Here is a 19,736-nt window from a genome sequence, read left to right as displayed (position 1 = left end):
CGCGGCGGCCCGGTCCGCGGTCCGCGCGGACCGGTCGTGCCGGCGAGCCAGATGGCGGCCGGCATGTCCTGGTGTCCGGCGCGCAGCCGCCACGCCGTCGGCGCATTGCGCCGGCCCGCGCGCGCCATCGGGCGGCGGATATCGCGGCTTCGGCCGGTCGGGATCAGGGCCGCACGACCTGCCCGCCCGGCAAGGGCCGCGGCGCGCCGGTCGTGCCGGGGAAGGTGATCGGCAGCCCGCGCACCACCCGCGCCGCCAGCACGCCGAAGGCCTGCGCCTCCAGCGCGTCGCCGTTCCAGCCGACGATCTCCACCGGCCGCACCGGCTGTTCCAGCGCGCCGGCCAGCGCCTGCATCATCGCCGGGTTGCGCCGGCCACCGCCGCAGACCAACCATTGCAGCGGCGCTTCCGGCAGGTGGCGCGCCGCGGCGGCGACGCAGACCGCGGCGAAGGCCACCAGCGTCGCCGCGCCGTCCTGGGGCGAGAGGGCGGGCGCGCCGGCCTCCTTCAGCGCGCGGTCGAAATCCAGCCGGTCCAGCGACTTGGGCGGCGGCGCCGCGAGATAGGGATGCGCCATCAGCCGGCCCAGCACCGCCCCGTCCGGCTGCCCCGCGAGGGAGAGGACGCCGTCCCGGTCGTAATCGGTCTGCGCCCGCTTGCGGGCCCAGTCGTCGAGCGGCCCATTGGCCGGGCCGGTGTCGAAGGCGACCAGCCGGCCATCAGAACCGATCCAGGTGACGTTGCCGACCCCGCCGAGGTTCAGCACGGCGAGCGGCTTGGGCAGCGCGGCGGCGAGCGCCGCATGCACCACCGGCACCAGCGGCGCGCCCTGCCCCCCGGCTGCCACATCGGCGCTGCGGAAATCATAGGCGACGGGCAGCCCGGTGCGGCGGGCGAGCCAGGCGGCATCCCCCACCTGCCAGGTCCGGCCCGGCGCCGCATCGCCTGGCCGGGCCGGCCGGTGCAGGATGGTCTGGCCGTGGAAGCCGAGGAGGTCGGTGCCCTCCCCGAGCGTGCGGGCCACCTCGGCCCGCAGCGCCTCCACCGCCTCGGCATGGCGCTCGGTCAGGCGGCGGACGCAATCGGCGAGGAAGGGGTCGTCCTCCCCCACCTCGACGGGGTCGCGCGGCAGGGCGCCCGCGACCATCGGCGGGGGCGCGCCCGCCACCCTGTCGAGCAGGCGCCGCAGGTCGCGCCGCAGCGCGGGGTCGTAGGGCAGGGTCAGCGCCGGCCCGATCCGGCCGATCGCCTCCCCGTCCGTCTCCACCCAGGCGGCGTCCACCCCGTCGAGGGAGGTGCCGCTCATCAGCCCGATGGTTCTAAGCATGCCGCCCTTGTGCTAGGGGGACCGGCCCCGCGCCACAAGACCGGCGCGGCCAGACCCGGCAGAGAGTAGGACGGATGAGCGGCCCCGAGAGCGAATTCCTGCGCCAGGCGCAGGAGCGCGGCTATGTCCACCAGGTCACCGACTTGGCGGCGCTGGATGCCAAGCTGAAGGCCGGGCCGGTCGCGGGCTATATCGGCTTCGACTGCACGGCGGACAGCCTGCATGTCGGCAGCCTGCTGCAGATCATGCTGCTGCGGCTGATGCAGCGCACCGGCCACCGGCCGGTGGTGCTTATGGGCGGCGGCACGACCAAGGTCGGCGACCCCTCCTTCCGGGACGAGGCGCGGCCGCTGCTCGACGACGCGGCGATCGAGCGCAACAAGGCCGGCATCCGCAAGGTGTTCGATGCCTTCCTGCAGTTCGGCGAGGGCCCGACCGACGCCATGATGCTCGACAATGCGGAGTGGCTGGACGAACTGCGCTACATCCCCTTCCTGCGCGATGTCGGGCGGCACTTCTCGGTCAACCGCATGCTGACCATGGAGAGCGTGAAGCTGCGCCTCGAGCGAGAGCAGAACCTGACTTTTCTCGAGTTCAACTACATGCTGCTGCAAAGCTACGACTTCGCCGAGCTCCGTCGCCGCTACGGCGTGGCCATGCAGATGGGCGGCTCCGACCAGTGGGGCAACATCGTCATGGGCGTCGAGCTCTGCCGCCGCATGGACGGCGCCGAGGCCTTCGGCCTGACCACGCCGCTGATCACCACCGCCTCGGGCGCCAAGATGGGCAAGACCGCCTCCGGCGCGGTCTGGCTGAACGCCGAGAAGCTCAGCCCCTACGACTACTGGCAGTTCTGGCGCAACACGGAGGACGGCGACGTGGAACGCTTCCTCGCCCTCTTCACCGAGTTGCCGATGGCCGAGGTCCGCCGCCTCGGCGCGCTCACGGGGGCGGAGATCAACGAGGCGAAGAAGGTCCTGGCAACCGAGGCGACCGCGCTGCTGCATGGCCGCGCGGCGGCCGAGACCGCGGCCGAGACCGCGCGGCGCGCCTTCGAGCAGGGCGAGGCGGCGGAGACGCTGCCGAGCATCGCGCATGCATTGCCGGCCACGGTGGTCGACCTGCTGGCCGCGGCGAAGCTGGTGGCGAGCAAGGGCGAGGCGCGGCGGCTGGTCGCGCAGAACGGCGTGCGGCTGAACGACGCGCCGGTGACCGACCCGCAGCAGGCGGTGACGGCGGTGGATCTCCGCGACGGCGCGGCCAAGCTCAGCCTCGGCCGCAAGCGGCACGTGCTGGTGCGGGTGCCGTAGCGGCCGGCGGGCGGCTCAGGCCGCCCACAGCCCGGTCAGCAGGCCGGAGAATTCCTCCCGCAGCGTGCCGCCCTGGCGCGCGACGGTGCCGGTCGCCTCCCGGAAGCCGAGCAGCGCGCCATTCGTCGCCTCGACGCCGGCGCTGGCAGGGACGATGTTGGCGGAGACGTCGTTGGTCCCGCGCGCCGTCTCGGTCACGTCGCGGGCGATCTCACGGGCGGTCGCGCTCTGTTCCTCCACCGCCGCGGCGATGGCGGCGGCGATCTGGTCCACTTCCCCCACCACCTCGGCGATGCCCTTGATGGACTGCACGGCCTGCCCGGTCGTGGCCTGGATGGCGTTGACCTGCGCCGCGATCTCCTCGGTCGCCCTGGCGGTCTGGGTGGCCAGTGCCTTGACCTCGCCCGCCACCACCGCGAAGCCCTTGCCGGCCTCGCCGGCGCGGGCGGCCTCGATCGTCGCGTTCAGCGCCAGCAGGTTGGTCTGGCCGGCGATGTCGCCGACCAGCCGCACCACATCGCGGATCCGCTGCGCCGCCTCCCCAGCGTGGGACGGGCCGGCACCCGGGTATGCACCGCCTTGCGCGGCGGCGATGGAGTTGCGCTGCACAGCAGACACGCCGCGCACAGGCGTGCTCCCGCGCGCAGGATGAGGCTGGCGAGCGCCTCACCCGTTGCCGGACAGCCTCGCCCCCACGTCAGACCGGAGAGGTCGTGACGAGATCGGCGTGGCAGGCGTGCGACCGCCTGAGATACGAAGCCTTCGATTCCGAATCGAAAAATAGCTTACATCAAGCCCACTTGTGGGATAATGAATGTTAATCATCAACGAAAATAGAGATTTCCCATGTCGAGCACGGATACGAGGTCGATCTATACCGGTCAGGCCTATGCGGAGAGCCGTCCCACGTGGCATGAGGAAGACTCGCCCTGGAAGGCGAAGCAGATACTGGAAATACTTAAAAGGAATAACATTAACCCGCGCAAGATAGTCGATGTTGGTTGTGGAGCAGGCGGCGTTCTTCAATCGACTGTAGAGGGACTTGCTCCCGGGGCACGAGGCGAAGGATTTGATATCGCGCCTTATGCCATTTCGAAAGCTCAGCAGAAATCCGACCCGAGCCTGAATTTTCGCTGTGCGGATTTCTCCAACTCTGATTATGCGGAATACGATCTGCTGCTGTGCATCGATGTTTTCGAGCATGTGGAAGACTATATAGGCTTCCTCAGGAAAATTCGTGGCAAATCCAAGTATTTCGTATTCCATATCCCACTCGACATGAACGCGAAAGGAATACTGCGGAACCACCACATGAAGGAGCGCCGTGAAGTTGGTCACCTGCACTACTTTGATTTCAAGACTGCATTGAGCACTCTGCAGGACACAGGATACGAAGTGATCGACCACTTCTATACGCGCAAGCCAACCAACAACCTGCTGACAAAAACAATCACTGCCACGGAGCATGTTCTTGCCGCACTGACGGACAGGCATTTTGCGGTAAAGGTGCTGGGCGGCGTGTCGTTGCTCGTGCTCGGGCGCGCGAGCGAGTAGATCCTACCGCCATCCGAGGCGGACGCGTCGGACATGCCTGCACCTTCGATGGCGCCCGGTAGGGAGTGCCACCACTGGCGCGGTTGTCTGCCGCCCCGTCTCCTCTCCAGGCGCGGCACGGCGCCCTTCGCGCCGTTCGCGCAGCATGTCCGACACGCTCAGCGCGCCGGCTCGCGTGGCCCGCCCAGCCCGAACAGCCCGCGCAGGAAGCCCGGCGTCAGCGCCGCCAGCGGGTTCACCGTGACCTGCGGGTCGTCCAGCGGCCCCCGCACCGCATAGGTCGCGGCGAAGACGCCGCCGCCCGCCTCCGGGCTGAACAGCCGCCCGAGGACCGGCAGGTTGCCGAGCAGCGTGTTGAACATGTAGGCGGGCACGATGGTGCCCTCGACCTCGGCGGTCCGGCTGTCCCGCAGGATCCGCCCCTTGGCGGTGACGCCGAGCGAGGCGGAGAAGGCGCGGGCGTCGGAGAGCGTCAGCGCCTGCTGCGACAGGGTGAAAGGCGCGACCAGCCTGCCGAAGACCAGCCCCTTGCCGCCCTGCACCGCCTCGACCAGGCCATAGAGCGTCATGGCCTGCAGCAGCTTGGCCGCCGCCGGGGCGTCGCGCAGGACGAAGCCGTCGAGCTCCGCCGTGCCGGCGAGCGGCGCGCCCGGGCGCAGCTCGGCATAGCGGGCATTGACCACCAGCCTCCCGCCACGGATGGCGTCGGCGAGGTCGAGCGCATGCAGCAGCGCGCCGCCATCCTCCGCCGTCAGCCGCAGCAGCCGGTGCGTCTCCTGCGGCACCAGGCTGAAGTCGAAAGCGCCCTGCCCCGGCGCGGCCCCGGTCCGGCCCCGCGCCCAGGCCTCCCGCAGCAGGCCGCGCCGGTCGGTGCGCAGGCGGGCATGCGCATCGAACAGGGTGCGGCCCTCGCCATTCGTCACCCGGTCGAAGTCGAGCACGAGCTGCAGCGGCGTCGCATCCTCCTCCGGCGGCGCCGGGTCGCGGGCCGCGCCGGGGGTGGGCGGCCCGAGGACCGGCTGCAGGTCGAGCAGCGGCCCGCGCAGGCTGGCCTGCCAGGCGCCGCCCTCACGCTCCGGCCGCCGGACCTCGCCGGCGAAGCGGGAGGCGCCGAACGCCCCCTCCGACAGCTCCATCCGGTCGAGCCGCGTCCGCGGGCCGAAGCCCGCCCGTCCCCGCAGCGAGAGGTCCTGCGCCTCCAGCCGCAGCCCCTCGGCCGCCACCAGCGCCTCGCCCTGCAGGCGGAGCGTGGCCTCCGCCATGCCCGGCGAACCCGCGGGCTTGGCCCAGTTCAGCGCCTCCACTGCCAGCCGTGCGTCCCGCAGGTCGGCGCGGAGCGCGACGCTGCCCTGGCCGTTGCGCCGCCGCTCGTAGCGCGCCTCCAGCGCCGCCGGGCCGTCCAGCATGCGCCCGGTGTCGAGGCCGAGGGCAGCGGCCTGCCGCGCCTCCAGCCGGCCGGTGAGCGTGCCGCGCTCGGTCACCTGCGCCGAGGGCCCGGCGCGGAAATCCATCTCCAGGCCGAGCCGCACGGGCGCGCCGAGCCACTGCGCCTGGCCGGAGAGCTTCAGGCCCTCGGTATCGACCGCCAGGTCGAAATTGCCCCGCTCGACATCGCGGTCCACCAGCGCGCCGGGCAGCCGCGCCTCGGTGACCTTCCCCGTCGCGCGGATCTTCAGCGCCTCGATCGGCAGGTCCTCCCAGAGCGGGAAGCCGACCGTGAGCCGCGCCTCGGCCTGGCCGGCCGCCGCCTGGGCCTCGAGCTTGCGCCGGTCGAAGAGCTTCAGCCGCGGCTGGCGCAGCACGGCGAAGACGTCCGGCAGCGGCCCGGCGAGCTGGAACGCCATCTCGACATTGCCCGGCTCGGTCTCGAGGTTGAAGAAGCGGGCGGTCGCCTCCTTTACCTCGATGCCGCTCGGCTTGCCCTCGGCCAGCATCTGCCGGCTGGCGCGGCCGCGGATGGTGACCTCAGACAGGCCGAACTCGACCGTCCCCGACGCCCCCTCGGCTGGCGGCACCGGCCGCAACCAGTGCACCGTCGCATCCGCGATCTCGGCCGAGCCGGTGAGGCCGGTGAGCCGCAGCCCGTCGAGCGCGGCCGGCGCCTCGGCCTCCAGCCGCCACTGGCCGTTGCGGATGCGGCCGGCGGTGATGTTGCGGGTGACCCAGTCGCGGGCGCCCTTGCCGAGGCCGGCGGGCCAATAGGCCGCGAGGTCCGCCGCGCCGACCGCATCGAGGCTGGCCTGCGCGCCGATCCGCCAGGTGCCGTCGCGCAGCAGCGCCTCGCCCTCCGCGGCGAGCGTCGGCGCTGGGCCGGACGGGTTGCCGGTGGCCGGCAGCCGGACCGCGATCCGCTCCAGCCGCACCGCGTCCGGCGCGTAGCTCGCCGCCAGCTCCACCCCCGCCGCCACGACGCGGCTGCCCGCGACATCGAGCGCCACCGGCCCGGATGTCAGGCCGAGCCGCGCCGCGCGCAGCGAGACGGCATCGAGGCCCGCCGGCACCACCAGGTCGAGCCGCGCCCTTGCCTCCCGCAGCAGGCCCGAGGGCATGGCGCGCAGCGCCGCCGCCCGCGCCGCGGGGGCGAGGGCCTCGGGCCAGAGCCGCGGCAGGTCGCCGAGCTGCAGCGGCCCGGCGCCGAGGTCGAGCCGCGCCTGCCACTCCCCCTCGCGCCCCGTCACCTCGCCGCGCGCGGTCAGCGCCGGGCCGGGCGCGACGCCCTGGCCGGGCAGGCGCAGCACGGCTTCCCGGATGGTGAGCGCGCGGCTGTTCCCCTCGGCCACCGCCTCCAGCCCGGCGAAGGGCAGGCGCTGCCCGGGCGCGAGGACGAGGCTGCCTGCCCCGGCCAGCAGCCGTGCCTCCATCCGGTCGGGCCGGGCGGCGGCATCGAACTCGGCCCGCGCCGAAAGGGTGACGGGTGCGTCGAGCGCGGCGAGCGGCGCGAGCGGCGGCCAGATCGCGGCAAGCTGCGGCGGCCGCAGCGCCGGCAGGTCGAGCCCGAGGGCGAGCCGCATGGGCGTGCCCTCCGCCCGGCCGGCCAGGCGGACCGGCACGCTGACGGCGCCGGCGCGCAGCACCGCCTCGCCCTCCCCCGCAAGGCCGCCCGAGGCGTCGCGGCGGAGGTCGAGATGCGGCTCCTGCAGCGTCCAGGTGAGGCCGGCGGCGGGGTCGGCCAGCACCGCCTCCCCGCCATTGACCCGGATACGGCGCAGCGCGGCGAAGGCGTCGCGGTCCGAGGCGGGCTGCATCAGGCCGGCGAGCAGCGCGGCGGGATCGGTCGCCGGCCCCACCTGTCCCTGGGCCTCGCCCTGGACCTCGCCCTTGGCATCGCCCTCCGCCGCGGGCGCGAGGCCGAGGGCGATGCCACCCTCGGTCAGCGTGGCATGCAGCCGCGGCCGGCGCAGCTCGATGGTCGCCGGGGCGACGACGCCGCGCAGCAGGGCGCGGACGGAGAGGGTCAGCGCCGCCTCGGGCAGTTCCGCCTGCGTGCTGCCGGCCAGCAGCCGGACGTCGCGCAGGCGGATGTCGAGCGGCGCGGCGGTGCCGCCGCGGAAGCCCTCCCAGGCGATGGCGGCATGGCCGATGGCGAGCCGCAGCCCGTCCGGGCGGGCATTCACCGCCGCCTCGATCTGCCGGGCAAGCTGCGGCAGCTCGAGCGGCCGCTCGGCCAGCCGCCAAGCCATGACGCCGAGGCCGAGGAGCAGCGCGACCACGAGGAAGACCATGGTGGCGGCGCAGCGATGCACCCAGCGCCAGCCCGGGCCGGCCAAGGCTTGACCTGGGGCCGCGGTCACCCCTTCCCTCCTGGGTCATGTCCCAGACCGCACAGCCGGCCGCGCCCGCGCCGGAGCGACTGCCCCGCCCCTTCGACCGGGAGGCGGCGGACCGCCTGGTCCAGCATTTCGCCGAGGGCGACGCCGCCGCCCGCGCCGTCGCCGCCGCGCCGGGCGGCCGGGCGCTGCTGGAGGCGCTGGGCGGGCACAGCCCCTACCTGTCGGAACTCGCGCAGAAGGAGCCGGCGGCGCTGCTGCGGCTGCTCGAGCGCGGCGCCGACCGGGCGCTGGACCATGCCCTCGATCCGCTGGCGCATGCCGATCCCGGCGCGGCGCGGGAGGCCGTGGGCGCGCTGCTGCGGCAGGTGAAGCGGCAGGCGGCGCTGATCATCGCCGCCGCCGACCTCGCCGGGCTCTGGCCGCTGGACAGGGTGACGGGCGCGCTGTCGGACCTTGCCGACGGCGCCATCGACTTCGCCTGCGCGCATCTGCTGCTGGCGGCGGCCGAGCGGGGCGAGTTGCGCATCGCCCGTCCCGCCAATGGCGCGCGCCCGGACCCGCGGGCGGTCGGCAAGGGCAGCGGCCTCATCCTGCTCGGGATGGGCAAGCTGGGCGGGCGGGAGCTGAACTACTCCTCCGATGTCGACCTCATGGTGCTCTATGATCCGGCGGCGGCAGCCTACCACGCGGATCGTGCCGGCGCCGCCTATGTGCGCCTTGCCCGCGATCTCGTGCGGCTGCTGGAGGAACGCACGGCCGAGGGCTATGTCTTCCGCACGGACCTGCGACTGCGGCCGGACCCGGCGGCGACGCCGCTCGCCGTCTCGATCAATGCCGCCATCGTCTACTACGAGAGCATGGGGCAGAACTGGGAACGGGCGGCGATGATCAAGGCCCGCCCGGTCGCTGGCGACCGCGCCCTCGGCGAGCATTTCCTGCGCGAGATCCGGCCCTTCGTCTGGCGCCGTCACCTCGATTTCGCCGCGGTCTCGGACATCCACTCCATCAAGCGCCAGATCCATGTGCACAAGGGCGCCAGGGGCGCCGGAGCGACCATTGCGCTGGCCGGCCACGACGTGAAGCTCGGCCGCGGCGGCATACGCGAGATCGAGTTCACCGCCCAGGTCCTGCAGCTCATCTGGGGCGGGCGCGACCCGGCGCTCCGCGACCCGACCACGCTCGGCGCGCTGGCGGCGCTGGCCGGCGCCGGGCGGCTGGACCGGCGGGCGGCGGCCGACCTCGCCGATGCCTATGTCTTCCTCCGCGACCTCGAGCACCGGCTGCAGATGGTGGCCGACCGGCAGACGCACCGGCTGCCGGAGGACCCGCAGGGCCTCGCCCGCATCGCCTCCTTCATGGGGTTCGGCTCGGCGGAGGAATTCTCGGCCGCCTTCATGGGCCATCTCGCACGGGTCGAGCGGCACTACGAGGGGCTCTTCGAGGCCGCCCCGCCCCTCTCGGTGGAGGCGCCGGACGGCAATGCCACGGGCAACCTGGTCTTCACCGGGGTGGAGGACGACCCGGGGACGCTGGCGACGCTGAAGCGGCTCGGCTTCAACGACCCGCCCTCGGTCGCCGCCATGGTCCGCGCCTGGCACCACGGCCGGCCGCGGGCGACCCGCAGCGAGCGGGCGCGGGAGCTGCTGACGGCGCTGATGCCGGCGCTGCTGGCCGCCTTCGGCAAGCAGTCCCATCCGGACCAGGCGCTGGTACGGTTCGATACGGTGCTGAACCGCCTGCCGGCCGGGGTGCAGGTGCTGAGCCTGCTGCACCGGAACCCGGCGCTGCTGGAGCGCATCGCCGGGCTGCTCGGCGCCGCGCCGCAATTGGCCGAGCACCTGGCGCGCAACCCGGCGGCGCTGGACGGGCTGCTGGCCGGCGGCCTCTCCCCCGCCGCGGCCGACCCCGCCGCCGGGCTGCCGGCGCTGGTCAAGGACGCGCGGCACCTCGAGGAGGCGATGGAGGCCGCCCGGCGCCTGGCGACGGCGCGGAAATTCGAGATCGACGCGGCGGCGCTCGAGGGCTCCATCGATGCCGACACGGCCGGCGAGCTGCGCGCCGACCTGGCGGATGCCGCGATCGGCGCCCTGCTGCCGCGCATCTGCGCCGACTTCGCCGAGCGCTATGGCCGCGTGCCGGGCGGGGCGCTGGCGGTGCTCGCGCTCGGCAAGCTCGGCGGGCGGGAGATGCTGCCGGGCTCCGACCTCGACCTCGTCCTGCTCTACGACCACGACCCGGAGGCGACGGGTAGCACCGGCGGCAAGCGCTCCCTCGCCCCGTCCGAGTACTTCATCCGGCTCGCGCCGCAGGTGGTCTCCGTCATCACCACGCCGGGGGCGGAGGGGCGGCTGTGGGAGGTCGACATGCGGCTCCGTCCCTCCGGCAACAAGGGGCCGGTCGCGGTCGGCCTCTCGGCCTTCGAGCGCTACCACATGGAGACGGCCTGGACCTGGGAGCGCATGGCGCTGACCCGGGCGCGGCCGATCGCCGGGCCGCCCGCCATGAAGCGGCGGATCGCGGAGATCCTGCGGGCCGCCATCACCAGGCCCGGCGCGGCGGAGGCGGCGCTGGCCGATGCGGTGGCGATGCGGAGCCGCATGCTGCGCGACCTGCCGCCCGAGGGGCCCTGGGACGTGAAGGCCATGCCGGGCGGCCTGGTGGAGGTGGAGTTCATCGCCCAGGCGCTGCAGCTCCGCCACGCCGCCACGAATCCGAAGGTGCTGGCGACCAGCACGCGCACGGCCCTGGCGCGGCTGCGCGAGGCCGGCGTGCTGCCGCCCGAGGAGGCCGAGGCGCTGATCCGCGCCGACCGGCTGTGGCGGACGGTGACGGGGCTGATCCGGCTGACCATCGGCAGGTCGCGCGACGCCGCGCTGCCCGCGCCGGCCGTGGCCGCGTTGCTGCGCGCCACCGCGCCGCTGCTGCCGGCGCCGGCGCTTGACCTCCCGGGCCTGCGCACACAGATGGCGGCGGTGGCCGGGGAGGTCCGCGCGATCTTCGAGCGGCGCCTCGGCCGTCTGCGAGCGGGGGCGGCGGAATGAGCGGGACGGATGTGGCGGAGGGCGCGGCGGCGCCGGATTTCTCCATGCCGGCGAGCGGCGGGCGGACGGTCAGCCTGGAGGGGCTGAAGGGCCGGCCCTTCCTGCTCTATTTCTACCCGAAGGCCGACACGCCCGGCTGCACGAAGCAGGCCTGCGGCATCCAGGAGGCATTGCCGCAACTCGGCTACCTCGGCCTCACGGTCATTGGGGTCAGCCCGGACAAGCTGCCGCCCATCGAGAAATTCGCCAAGAAATACGGGCTGGAATTCCCGCTCGCCTCCGACGAGGACCACAAGGTCGCCGAGGCCTATGGTACCTGGGTGGAGAAATCCATGTACGGCAGGAAGTACATGGGCATGGAGCGCAGCAGCTTCCTGGTCGACGCCGGAGGAAAAGTGGCGAAAATCTGGCGCAAGGTGAAGCCGGAGGCGCATGCGGCGGCGGTTCTGGAAGCCGTACAGGACTTGAAGTAGCGGCCGAGGGACCCGGATCGCCGTCATGCGTTCTGCCGCGGGACGAACCGCGGAGAGAAACATGACACGGGTTGTACTCGCTTCCCTTCTTCTGATCGCGCTCGCCGCCTGTGGCCAGACGACCGGCGGCCGCGCCGTCTCGGGCGGCCTGCTCGGCGCGGGCGCGGGTGCCGGCGTGGGCGCGCTGACCGGCGGCAATGTCGGCACCGGCGCACTGGTCGGCGGCGGCATCGGCGCCGCGGGTGGCGCGCTGACGGCGCCGCGGCGGTGACGGAGCGGATGCCGCAGACCGCCCGGCGCACCCTGCTGCTGGCCACCCTCGGCCTGGCCGGGGCGGCCGCACCCGCCGCGGCGCAACCCGCGCCCCCGTGGTGGGAGGACCAGCGCCGCCGGCGCGCCTATGAGCACTGGCGGGCGGAGGAATGGCGCCGCCGCCAACGCGAGGCCGCGCGGCGGCACGAGCATTGGCGCCGCGATGCCTGGCAGGAGGAACACGAGCGGGAGCTCTGGGCGCAGCAGCAGCGCTGGTATCGCTGAGGCAAAGGCAGGGCGCCACCCTGGCCGGAGACTGCCGGGATGCCCGGCCCGATGCGGGATGGCCGCGTCGGGCTGGATCGTGGCGGGAAGCGGGCCGGGTCCCCTTCTCTGTTGGGCGAGCCGATTCCGACCTCCGGGCCATCCGGGGGCCCCACGAAGCGGCGCTTCGTGGGGGCCGCTTTGGCCCTTCGGTCATCGGCGCCCCTCAGTCCCGCCGGTCCTTCACCGCGTCGGGATTGGAACCGGCATCCTCCTCGAGGTCCTGCACCACCTCGCGCAGCGCGCCCTCGTCGAGTTTCTTTGCCTCGGCGACGTGCCGGTCGGCCTCGCGCTCCTTGCCATGCGCCAGGTCGTCGAGCGCCTGCTCGGCGAGGTCGCGGGCCTTCTCATGCGCGTCGTCGGGGCGCTTCGTGCTGCCTGCCATCGGGCGTCTCTCCTGCTGGGAGACCCCCAAACAGGCGGCACGCCAGAGGGTTGCTAATCGCGGGGCGGCGGGCGGAGCGGCTCGTAACCCTCGGTCTCCACGTCGCGGCCGAACTGGCCCTTGTCCTCGGGCAGCGGGCCGCGGCGGGGGGCCTGCGCCTTCTGGTCCTCGCCCGGCGGCATGCCATGCGCCGGCGCGCCCTTCGGGCCCATCGGCTCGTCGACCGGCGGCGGCATGCTGCCGCGCTCCCCGTCCCAGTCGCTGCCGCGCACCAGGTCCAGCGGCAGCGCCCGCTCCGCGGTGCAGGAGCAGACGACGGAGCCGTCGGCCATCTGGTTCGGCATGGTGACCTCGTCGCAATGCGGGCAGCGCACGGCGTCGAGGCGGAGCTGTTCGGGGCGGGCCCCGGGGTCGCTGCTGCTGTCGCTCATGCCGCCATGACGCGGCGGGGGCGGCCCGGTTCAGTTGATCTGCGACAGGTCCTCGGCCAGGACCACGATCTGGACGGAGTAGGACACCTCCCCGTCCTCGGCATCGCGGTGCACCGTGCCGACGAACTCGCTGCCCACGAAGAGCTCGACGGAGGCGTTCTTCCGCTTCGGGGTCGACAGCGTGATCCGCTCATTGCCCAGCAGCCGGCGCAGATGGGCCTGCACGGCGGCGAGTTCGGCTGGGGTCATGTCTCTGTGTCCTGACTTGCAACCTGCGGCCCCATAGCGGCCGGGCGGCGGGACCGCTACCCCCGCGCCGCCTCCTCGGGCGTCAGCAGCCGGAGCGACAGGGCATGCAGCCCGCTGCCGAACTCCGCCTCCAGCGCCGCATGCGCGGCGCGGGACCGCGCGACGCGGGTCATGCCCGCGAAGGCCGGGCTGACGGCGAGGACGCTGAAATGCGTCTCGCCCTCGGGCTGCGCGCCGGCATGGCCGGCATGGCGGTGGCTGTCGTCCGCGACCTCCACCCGCGCCGGCGGGAAGGCGGTCTCGAGGGCGTGGCGGATGCGCTCTGAACGGGTCTGCATACGCGATATTTCAACGGTTTCCGCGGCGCGCACAAGGCATGGCGGCGCTGTGCCGCGGCCCTCGCGCTTGGCTTGCACACCCGGCAGGGCACGCCCATAAAGCTTCAATGTCCAATCGTCGCGGTCGCAGCCCCGAGCCTGACCCGGACCGGCCGCAGCGCCCCTGCGATGCCCCGGGCTGCACGGCCGCCGGCGAGTTCCGTGCGCCCCGCTCCCGCTCGGCACTGAACGAATATGTCTGGTTCTGCCTGCCGCATGTGCGGGAGTACAATGCGGCCTGGGACTACTACAAAGGCATGGGCCCGGCGGAGATCGAGGCCAATCTGCGCCAGGACACCGGCTGGCAGCGGCCGACCTGGCCGCTCGGCCGGCTCGGCGGCGGCCACCGCATCGCCCCGGAACACCTGCGCGACCCGCTCGGCATCCTGCGCGGCACGCCGCTGCATGCCAGGCGGACCCGGCCGGCGGAGGAGCGGCGGGAGGCGCCGCCCGAACTGCGCGCCGCGCTCGACGTTCTGGGTCTCGCTTGGCCGGTGGATCCACCGGCGCTCCGCGCCCGCTACAAGGAGCTGGCGAAGCAGCTCCATCCGGACGTCAATGGCGGCGACCGCGGCGCGGAGGACCGGCTGAAGGACGTCAACCGAGCCTATAGCCTGCTGCGGCAGCGGATCGGCTCGGTCCGCTCCGCCGCCCCGGCCGAGCCGGCGGGGGCCAGTCCCTGAGCGGCCGACCGGGCCGGTTGGGAATTCGCCACGCCCCGGGTAGCCTGCCGCGCGAGCCTGCCCTAGTCTCCCATCAAGAACACTGAGCGGATGCCGATGAACAAGGTCGCCACCCTCGCCGAAATCCGTCCAACCTCGGCGATCGATATCCCCGACACCACCGTCAGCGCGCGGGAGGCCTTCGGTCTCGACATCGACATGCAGGTGCCGGCCTACTCCACGCGCACCGAGCACGTGCCGGAGGTGGACGAGACCTATCGCTTCGACAAGGAGACGACGCTGGCGATCCTCGCCGGCTTCGCCAACAACCGTCGGGTGATGATCCAGGGCTACCACGGCACCGGCAAGTCCACCCATATCGAGCAGGTGGCGGCGCGGCTGAACTGGCCCTGCATCCGCATCAACCTCGACAGCCACATCAGCCGCATCGACCTGATCGGCAAGGACGCGATCGTCCTGAAGGACGGCAAGCAGGTGACGGAGTTCCGGGAGGGCATCCTTCCCTGGGCCCTGCAGCACCCCTGCGCCCTGGTCTTCGACGAATACGATGCCGGCCGCCCGGACGTGATGTTCGTCATCCAGCGCGTGCTGGAGGTCGAGGGCAAGCTGACGCTGCTCGACCAGAACAAGGTGATCCGGCCGCACCCGATGTTCCGGCTCTTCGCCACCGCGAATACCGTCGGCCTCGGCGACACCACGGGCCTCTATCACGGCACGCAGCAGATCAACCAGGGCCAGATGGACCGCTGGTCGATCGTCGCCACGCTGAACTACCTGCCGCATGCGCAGGAGACCTCGATCGTGCTGGCCAAGCTCGGCGCCGATGCCGGCAACGCCAAGCTGAAGAAACAGGTCGAGGCGATGGTGGCGCTGGCCGACCTGACCCGCGCCGGCTTCATCGCCGGCGACATCAGCACCGTCATGTCGCCGCGGACCGTCATCACCTGGGCGGAGAACACGCGGATCTTCGGCGATGTCGGCTTCGCCTTCCGCCTCACCTTCCTCAACAAGTGCGACGAGGCCGAGCGCAGCACGGTCGCCGAGTACTACCAGCGCTGCTTCAACGAGGAGCTGCCGACCGGCACGCTGCTGAAGAAGGCGGGGTGATCCTCGGGCGCCGGATGACCAACGACCGGACGGACATCCTGCAGCACGGCCTCGCCCTCCCGCGGCGCCTCGGTGCCGGCGACGGGCCGGCACGCCCGGCCAGGCGTGAGCTCCGGGGCGCCCTGAAGGACGCGGTGCCCGGCCGGATCGCGGCCATCGAGTTCCGGCAAAGGCTGGCCGCATCGGGACGCGGCTCGCCCCACCCCAGCCTGCCACCGGCGGCCTGACCCGGCCGCCCCCTGAGGAGACGGATCGGCCTTGTCGAAGCAGGACCTGACCCGCCAGGAAGAGTTCAAGCGCGCGACTGCCGGCACGCTGCGCGCCATCGCGCATGCCAATGCCGAGGTGCAGGTCGCCTTCCAGCCCGGCCCGGGCGGCGTCTCCGGCAAGCGCGTGCGCCTGCCGCTGCCGACCCGCACCCTGCCGCCGGGCGAGATGGCGAAGCTCCGCGGCGCCGCCGATGCCGCGGCGCTCCGCATCCGCCACCACTCGGACGCCGTGCATGCCGCCCGCCTGCCGGCGCGACGGGAGGCGAAGGAGGTCTTCGACGCGCTCGAGGATGTCCGGGTCGAGGCCGTGGGCAGCCGCCACATGGCCGGCGTCGCCGCCAATCTCCGCGCCCGCCTCGCCGACCAGTGCGAGACCGAGGGCTATGACCGCATGACCCGCAAGGACCAGTTGCCGCTGCCCGCGGCGCTGTCCCTGCTGGCGCGCGAGCGCATCAGCGGCGACCCGGCGCCGGAGGCCGCGCGCCGTGTCCTCGACCTCTGGCGGGACACGCTCGGCGAGAAGGCCGATGCGGCGCTGGCCGAGATGGCCGTGGCGACCGAGGACCAGGACGCCTTCGCCCGCGCCGCCCGCAAGCTGCTGACCGCCCTCGACCTGGCGGAGGCCGAGGTGGAGGCCGAGGCCGAGGACCAGGAGGACGGCGAGGAGAGCGGCGAGCAGACCAGCCAGCAGGACCAGTCCGGGGAAGGCGAGGCCCAGGCCCAGGACCAGGAGAGCATGCTCGGCGCCCAGCCCGAGACGATGCAGGGCGAGGCCTCCGACGAGGAGGTCGAGGAGTCCGAGGAGGAGGGCGCGGCGGCCGAGGGCGACGACAAGCCGGGCGGCCCGCAGCAGCGCCGCGAGGTGCCGCAGACCGACGACGCCAGCCGCTACCACCCCTTCACGACCAATTTCGACGAGGTGGTCGAGGCCGACGACCTCTGCGACCCCGAGGAACTGGGACGGCTGCGGCAGCAGCTCGACCAGCAGCTCTCGCACCTGCAGGGCGTGGTCTCGAAGCTGGCCAACCGTCTGCAGCGCCGACTGTTGGCGCAGCAGCAGCGGGCCTGGGAGTTCGACCTCGAGGAGGGGCAGCTCGACGCGGCGCGGCTCGCCCGCATCGTCGCCAACCCGCTGCTGGCGCTGAGCTACAAGCGGGAGCGCGAGGCCGATTTCCGCGACACGGTCGTCAGCCTGCTGATCGACAATTCCGGCTCCATGCGCGGCCGGCCGATCACGGTGGCGGCGATGTGTTCCGACATCCTGGCGCGCACCCTCGAACGCTGTGCGGTTAAGACCGAGATCCTCGGCTTCACCACCCGCGCCTGGAAGGGCGGCCAGTCGCGCGAGCGCTGGGTGCAGGAAGGCAAGCCGCGCAACCCCGGCCGCCTGAACGATCTGCGGCACGTCGTCTACAAGGCCGCCGATGCCCCCTGGCGGCGCGCCCGGAAGAATCTCGGCCTGATGCTGCGCGAGGGGCTGCTGAAGGAGAACATCGACGGCGAGGCGCTGGAATGGGCCTACAAGCGCATCCGCACCCGCCCGGAGCACCGGCGCATCCTGATGGTGATCTCGGACGGCGCGCCGGTGGACGACAGCACCCTCTCGGTGAACCCGGGCAACTACCTGGAGCGCCACCTGCGCAAGGTGATCGGCGACATCGAGGGCCGGGGTGACGTGGAACTGATTGCCATCGGCATCGGGCATGATGTTACGCGCTACTATCGGCGCGCGGTCACCATCGTGGACGCCGAGGAGCTGGGCGGGACCATGATGAAGAAGCTGGCCGAACTCTTCGACGAGGATGCCGCGGAGGCCTGGCAGCGGGCGGCGATGGAACGCGCCCCGCTCGTCGCCTGAGCCGGCCCATGCCGATCCCTGCCGGCGGCTGGCGCCGCCGGTCCCTTCTGGCGGCGGGCCTCGCCTCGCTCGCCACCTCCGCCTGCGTGCCGCGTGGCCCGGCCACGGCGGCCGCCCTCGCCCGCCCCATCGACATCGCGCCGCTGCCCGAGGGCAGCCGGCTGGAGCTGCTGGGCGGCCTTGTCCTGGACGACGAGGCGCTGGGTTTCGGCGGCCTCTCCGCCCTGCACCTGGCCGAGGACCTGCAGGTCACCGCGGTCAGCGACCTCGGGCACTGGATGACCGCCCGCCTGGATCTGCGGGACGGCAGGCCTGTGGGGCTTTCCGGCCTGCGCACCGGGCCGCTCGGCGACGGCGCCGGCCAGCCCTTGCGCAACGGCTACAGCGCGGATTCGGAATCCCTGGCCCGGATGCCGGACGGCACCTGGCTGGTGGGGTTCGAGCGCTGGCACCGCATCCGCGCCTACCGACGCCTGGACGGGCCGGGCCGCTATGTCGAGGCGCCGCCCGGCCTGGAATATGCCGGCGGCAATGCCGGGCTGGAATCGCTGGCCGTCCTCGCCGATGGCCGCTGGCTGGCGATCGCCGAGGTGCTGCCGGTGCCGGGCCGGCCGGGCCTGACGCGCGCCTGGCTCGGCGGGCCGGGGCGCTGGGTGCCGCTCGCCTATCGCCCGACCGAGGGCTTCGACCCGGCCGATGCGACGCCGCTGCCCGATGGCGGCGCGCTGGTGCTGGAGCGGAGCTTCTCCCTCTTCGGCGGCTTCGGCGGCAGGCTGGTGCGCATCCCGGCGGAGGCGCTGCGCAAGGCCGGACCCGAGACGGTGCTGGAGGGCGAGGAGCTGCTGCGCCTCGCCGCCCCGTTGCCCACGGATAATTACGAGGGCGTGAGCGCCGTGCGCGTCGGCGGCCGGACGCTGGTCGCGCTGGTCTCGGACGACAACCAGAACCTGCTGCAGAAGACCTACCTGCTGCTCTTCGTCCTGGCGGATGACTGAGCGGCGCCGGGCTTTGGACGCGGCCGCCGATCCGGGCTATGGCTGGCCCCTGGGAGCCCAGCCATGAACGCCATCGCCGACGAGATCACCCGACAGTTCGAAGCCGCCGCCCGCGCCGCCCGCGCCGCCGCCGCCGAGCTCGCCCGGGCGCCGCGACCGGCGAAGGACGCGGCCCTCAGCGCGGCCGCGGCGGCGCTGCGGGCCCGCAGCGCGGAGATCCTGGCGGCGAACCAGGCCGACCTGGCCGGCGCCCCCGACCTCTCCGATGCCTATCGCGACCGCCTCACCCTGACGCCCCAGCGCATCGAGGCGATGGCGAAGGGGCTGGAGGAAGTGGCGGAGCTGCCCGATCCGGTGGGCCGCCTCCTCGCCGAATGGACCCGGCCCAACGGGCTCTGCATCCGCCGCGTCGCCCAGCCGATCGGCGTCATCGGCATGATCTACGAGAGCCGGCCGAACGTGACCGCCGATGCCGCCGCGCTCTGCCTCAAATCCGGCAATGCCGTGATCCTGCGCGGCGGCAGCGAGAGCACCTGGAGCGCCGCGGCGATCCATGCCTGCCTGGCCGAGGGCATGCGCGCCGCCGGCCTGCCGGAGGCCGCGGTGCAGGTCGCGCCGACCGCCGACCGCGCCTTCGTCGGCGCCATGCTGCGCGCCGCGGGCCTGATCGACCTCATTATCCCGCGGGGCGGCAAGGGCCTGGTGACGCGGGTGATGGAGGAGGCGCGGGTCCCCGTCCTCGCCCATGCCGAGGGGCTCTGCCACACCTACATCCATGCCGGCGCCGATTTCGCCATGGCGCGGGAGATCCTGGCGAACGCCAAGATGCGCCGCACCGGCATCTGCGGCGCGACCGAGACGCTGCTGATCGATGCCGCCATCGCGCCGGCGCTGCTGCCGCTGCTGGTCAAGGACCTCGCGGCGCTCGGCTGCGGCTTCCGCGCCGACGACCGCGCCCGCGCCATCTGCCCGGCGCTGCCGGCGGCCAGCGAGCAGGATTTCTCGACGGAATGGCTGGACGCGGTGCTCTCGGTCGCCGTGGTGGACGGCGTCGAGTCGACGCTCGAGCACATCCGCCGGCACGGCTCGGAGCATACCGAGGCGATCGTGACCGAGGATGCCGAGGCGGCGCGGCAATTCCTCGACGGCCTCGCCTCCGCGGTCGGCATCTGGAATGCGTCGACGCAGTTCTGCGACGGCGGGGAGTTCGGCTTCGGCGCCGAGATCGGCATCGCCACGGGCCGGATGCATGCCCGCGGCCCGGTCGGGCTGGAGCAGCTCTGCACCTATCGCTACCACGTCCTCGGGACGGGGCAGATCCGCCCCTGAGC

Annotated in this window: 19 protein-coding genes; 12 read left to right on the top strand and 7 right to left on the bottom strand. The window is 73.1% G+C overall.

Features of this window, described 5'->3' with window-relative positions:
* Nucleotides 1-163 precede the first annotated feature (163 nt).
* The gene (locus Q7A36_RS26640; RefSeq protein ID WP_305106805.1) at nt 164-1,327 is read right to left on the bottom strand and encodes an anhydro-N-acetylmuramic acid kinase; all 1,164 of its coding nucleotides are present in this window, start codon (nt 1,325-1,327) and stop codon (nt 164-166) included.
* Between the two features lie 74 nt (nt 1,328-1,401).
* On the opposite strand from Q7A36_RS26640, the gene tyrS reads away from it, so the two are divergent.
* Nucleotides 1,402-2,637, top strand: coding sequence for a tyrosine--tRNA ligase (tyrS, locus tag Q7A36_RS26635; protein WP_305106804.1), 1,236 nt, complete (start codon nt 1,402-1,404; stop codon nt 2,635-2,637).
* 15 nt (nt 2,638-2,652) lie between these two features.
* On the opposite strand, the gene Q7A36_RS26630 is transcribed toward tyrS, so the two are convergent.
* Entirely contained in the window at nt 2,653-3,264 is a 612-nt protein-coding gene (locus Q7A36_RS26630; protein WP_305106803.1) for a methyl-accepting chemotaxis protein, read from the bottom strand.
* A 219-nt stretch (nt 3,265-3,483) separates the two neighbouring features.
* Here Q7A36_RS26630 and Q7A36_RS26625 point away from each other — a divergent pair, with 219 nt between their 5' ends.
* Entirely contained in the window at nt 3,484-4,191 is a 708-nt protein-coding gene (locus tag Q7A36_RS26625; protein WP_305106802.1) for a class I SAM-dependent methyltransferase, read from the top strand.
* 158 nt (nt 4,192-4,349) lie between these two features.
* On the opposite strand, the gene Q7A36_RS26620 is transcribed toward Q7A36_RS26625, so the two are convergent.
* Nucleotides 4,350-7,982: a YhdP family protein gene (locus Q7A36_RS26620; RefSeq protein ID WP_305106801.1), complete on the bottom strand. Its 3,633-nt coding sequence runs from the start codon at nt 7,980-7,982 to the stop codon at nt 4,350-4,352.
* A gap of 17 nt (nt 7,983-7,999) precedes the next feature.
* Between Q7A36_RS26620 and Q7A36_RS26615 the strand changes: the two genes are divergently transcribed.
* From Q7A36_RS26615 to Q7A36_RS26600, 4 genes are all read left to right on the top strand, one after another.
* A complete protein-coding gene (locus tag Q7A36_RS26615) occupies nt 8,000-11,002 on the top strand; it encodes a bifunctional [glutamine synthetase] adenylyltransferase/[glutamine synthetase]-adenylyl-L-tyrosine phosphorylase (RefSeq protein ID WP_305106800.1) in 3,003 nt (1,000 codons plus the stop codon).
* Complete coding sequence (bcp, locus tag Q7A36_RS26610) at nt 10,999-11,475, top strand: thioredoxin-dependent thiol peroxidase (RefSeq protein WP_305106799.1); 477 nt, start codon at nt 10,999-11,001, stop codon at nt 11,473-11,475. Before Q7A36_RS26615 ends, bcp begins: the two co-directional genes overlap by 4 nt.
* A gap of 61 nt (nt 11,476-11,536) precedes the next feature.
* On the top strand, nt 11,537-11,746 hold the full coding sequence (locus Q7A36_RS26605) for a hypothetical protein (RefSeq protein ID WP_305106798.1): 210 nt from the start codon (nt 11,537-11,539) through the stop codon (nt 11,744-11,746).
* Between the two features lie 8 nt (nt 11,747-11,754).
* Nucleotides 11,755-12,012 carry a hypothetical protein gene (locus tag Q7A36_RS26600; protein ID WP_305106797.1) on the top strand — a complete coding sequence of 86 codons (258 nt, stop codon included), beginning with the start codon at nt 11,755-11,757 and terminating at the stop codon, nt 12,010-12,012.
* Nucleotides 12,013-12,217: 205 nt separating this feature from the next.
* On the opposite strand, the gene Q7A36_RS26595 is transcribed toward Q7A36_RS26600, so the two are convergent.
* From Q7A36_RS26595 to Q7A36_RS26580, 4 genes are read right to left on the bottom strand one after another with little or no spacing between them, the layout of a single operon-like run.
* A complete protein-coding gene (locus Q7A36_RS26595; RefSeq protein WP_305106796.1) occupies nt 12,218-12,436 on the bottom strand; it encodes a hypothetical protein in 219 nt (72 codons plus the stop codon).
* A gap of 53 nt (nt 12,437-12,489) precedes the next feature.
* Nucleotides 12,490-12,867 carry a hypothetical protein gene (locus Q7A36_RS26590; protein ID WP_305106795.1) on the bottom strand — a complete coding sequence of 126 codons (378 nt, stop codon included), beginning with the start codon at nt 12,865-12,867 and terminating at the stop codon, nt 12,490-12,492.
* Nucleotides 12,868-12,897: 30 nt separating this feature from the next.
* Nucleotides 12,898-13,116, bottom strand: coding sequence for a DUF3126 family protein (locus Q7A36_RS26585; RefSeq protein WP_305106794.1), 219 nt, complete (start codon nt 13,114-13,116; stop codon nt 12,898-12,900).
* Nucleotides 13,117-13,172: 56 nt separating this feature from the next.
* Nucleotides 13,173-13,454, bottom strand: coding sequence for a BolA family protein (locus Q7A36_RS26580; protein ID WP_305106793.1), 282 nt, complete (start codon nt 13,452-13,454; stop codon nt 13,173-13,175).
* 107 nt (nt 13,455-13,561) lie between these two features.
* Here Q7A36_RS26580 and Q7A36_RS26575 point away from each other — a divergent pair, with 107 nt between their 5' ends.
* From Q7A36_RS26575 to Q7A36_RS26550, 6 genes are all read left to right on the top strand, one after another.
* Nucleotides 13,562-14,176 (top strand): J domain-containing protein, encoded by a 615-nt coding sequence (locus Q7A36_RS26575; protein ID WP_305106792.1) that lies wholly within the window; start codon nt 13,562-13,564, stop codon nt 14,174-14,176.
* Between the two features lie 96 nt (nt 14,177-14,272).
* Nucleotides 14,273-15,283, top strand: coding sequence for a cobaltochelatase subunit CobS (gene cobS / locus Q7A36_RS26570; RefSeq protein WP_305106791.1), 1,011 nt, complete (start codon nt 14,273-14,275; stop codon nt 15,281-15,283).
* On the top strand, nt 15,280-15,510 hold the full coding sequence (locus Q7A36_RS26565; RefSeq protein WP_305106790.1) for a hypothetical protein: 231 nt from the start codon (nt 15,280-15,282) through the stop codon (nt 15,508-15,510). Before cobS ends, Q7A36_RS26565 begins: the two co-directional genes overlap by 4 nt.
* A 31-nt stretch (nt 15,511-15,541) precedes the next feature.
* Complete coding sequence (cobT, locus tag Q7A36_RS26560; RefSeq protein ID WP_305106789.1) at nt 15,542-17,410, top strand: cobaltochelatase subunit CobT; 1,869 nt, start codon at nt 15,542-15,544, stop codon at nt 17,408-17,410.
* An 8-nt stretch (nt 17,411-17,418) separates the two neighbouring features.
* Nucleotides 17,419-18,405: an esterase-like activity of phytase family protein gene (locus tag Q7A36_RS26555; protein WP_305106788.1), complete on the top strand. Its 987-nt coding sequence runs from the start codon at nt 17,419-17,421 to the stop codon at nt 18,403-18,405.
* A 63-nt stretch (nt 18,406-18,468) separates the two neighbouring features.
* Nucleotides 18,469-19,734, top strand: coding sequence for a glutamate-5-semialdehyde dehydrogenase (locus tag Q7A36_RS26550; RefSeq protein WP_305106787.1), 1,266 nt, complete (start codon nt 18,469-18,471; stop codon nt 19,732-19,734).
* The last annotated feature ends 2 nt before the right edge of the window (nt 19,735-19,736 follow it).

The organism is Paracraurococcus lichenis, from assembly GCF_030657435.1.
GTDB classification, from domain to species: domain Bacteria; phylum Pseudomonadota; class Alphaproteobacteria; order Acetobacterales; family Acetobacteraceae; genus Paracraurococcus; species Paracraurococcus lichenis.
Note: the sequence above shows the minus strand (reverse complement) of the source record. Positions and strands in the feature narration are given on the sequence as shown.

Excerpts from the sequence above, each read along its gene's own strand:
- Q7A36_RS26640 (WP_305106805.1), bottom strand. The coding sequence starts at position 1,327 with ATGCTTAGAACCATCGGGCTGATGAGCGGCACCTCCCTCGACGGGGTG.
- tyrS (WP_305106804.1), top strand. The coding sequence starts at position 1,402 with ATGAGCGGCCCCGAGAGCGAATTCCTGCGCCAGGCGCAGGAGCGCGGC.
- Q7A36_RS26625 (WP_305106802.1), top strand. The coding sequence starts at position 3,484 with ATGTCGAGCACGGATACGAGGTCGATCTATACCGGTCAGGCCTATGCG.
- Q7A36_RS26615 (WP_305106800.1), top strand. The coding sequence starts at position 8,000 with ATGTCCCAGACCGCACAGCCGGCCGCGCCCGCGCCGGAGCGACTGCCC.
- bcp (WP_305106799.1), top strand. The coding sequence starts at position 10,999 with ATGAGCGGGACGGATGTGGCGGAGGGCGCGGCGGCGCCGGATTTCTCC.
- Q7A36_RS26605 (WP_305106798.1), top strand. The coding sequence starts at position 11,537 with ATGACACGGGTTGTACTCGCTTCCCTTCTTCTGATCGCGCTCGCCGCC.
- Q7A36_RS26600 (WP_305106797.1), top strand. The coding sequence starts at position 11,755 with ATGCCGCAGACCGCCCGGCGCACCCTGCTGCTGGCCACCCTCGGCCTG.
- Q7A36_RS26595 (WP_305106796.1), bottom strand. The coding sequence starts at position 12,436 with ATGGCAGGCAGCACGAAGCGCCCCGACGACGCGCATGAGAAGGCCCGC.
- Q7A36_RS26590 (WP_305106795.1), bottom strand. The coding sequence starts at position 12,867 with ATGAGCGACAGCAGCAGCGACCCCGGGGCCCGCCCCGAACAGCTCCGC.
- Q7A36_RS26585 (WP_305106794.1), bottom strand. The coding sequence starts at position 13,116 with ATGACCCCAGCCGAACTCGCCGCCGTGCAGGCCCATCTGCGCCGGCTG.
- Q7A36_RS26580 (WP_305106793.1), bottom strand. The coding sequence starts at position 13,454 with ATGCAGACCCGTTCAGAGCGCATCCGCCACGCCCTCGAGACCGCCTTC.
- Q7A36_RS26575 (WP_305106792.1), top strand. The coding sequence starts at position 13,562 with ATGTCCAATCGTCGCGGTCGCAGCCCCGAGCCTGACCCGGACCGGCCG.
- cobS (WP_305106791.1), top strand. The coding sequence starts at position 14,273 with ATGAACAAGGTCGCCACCCTCGCCGAAATCCGTCCAACCTCGGCGATC.
- Q7A36_RS26555 (WP_305106788.1), top strand. The coding sequence starts at position 17,419 with ATGCCGATCCCTGCCGGCGGCTGGCGCCGCCGGTCCCTTCTGGCGGCG.
- Q7A36_RS26550 (WP_305106787.1), top strand. The coding sequence starts at position 18,469 with ATGAACGCCATCGCCGACGAGATCACCCGACAGTTCGAAGCCGCCGCC.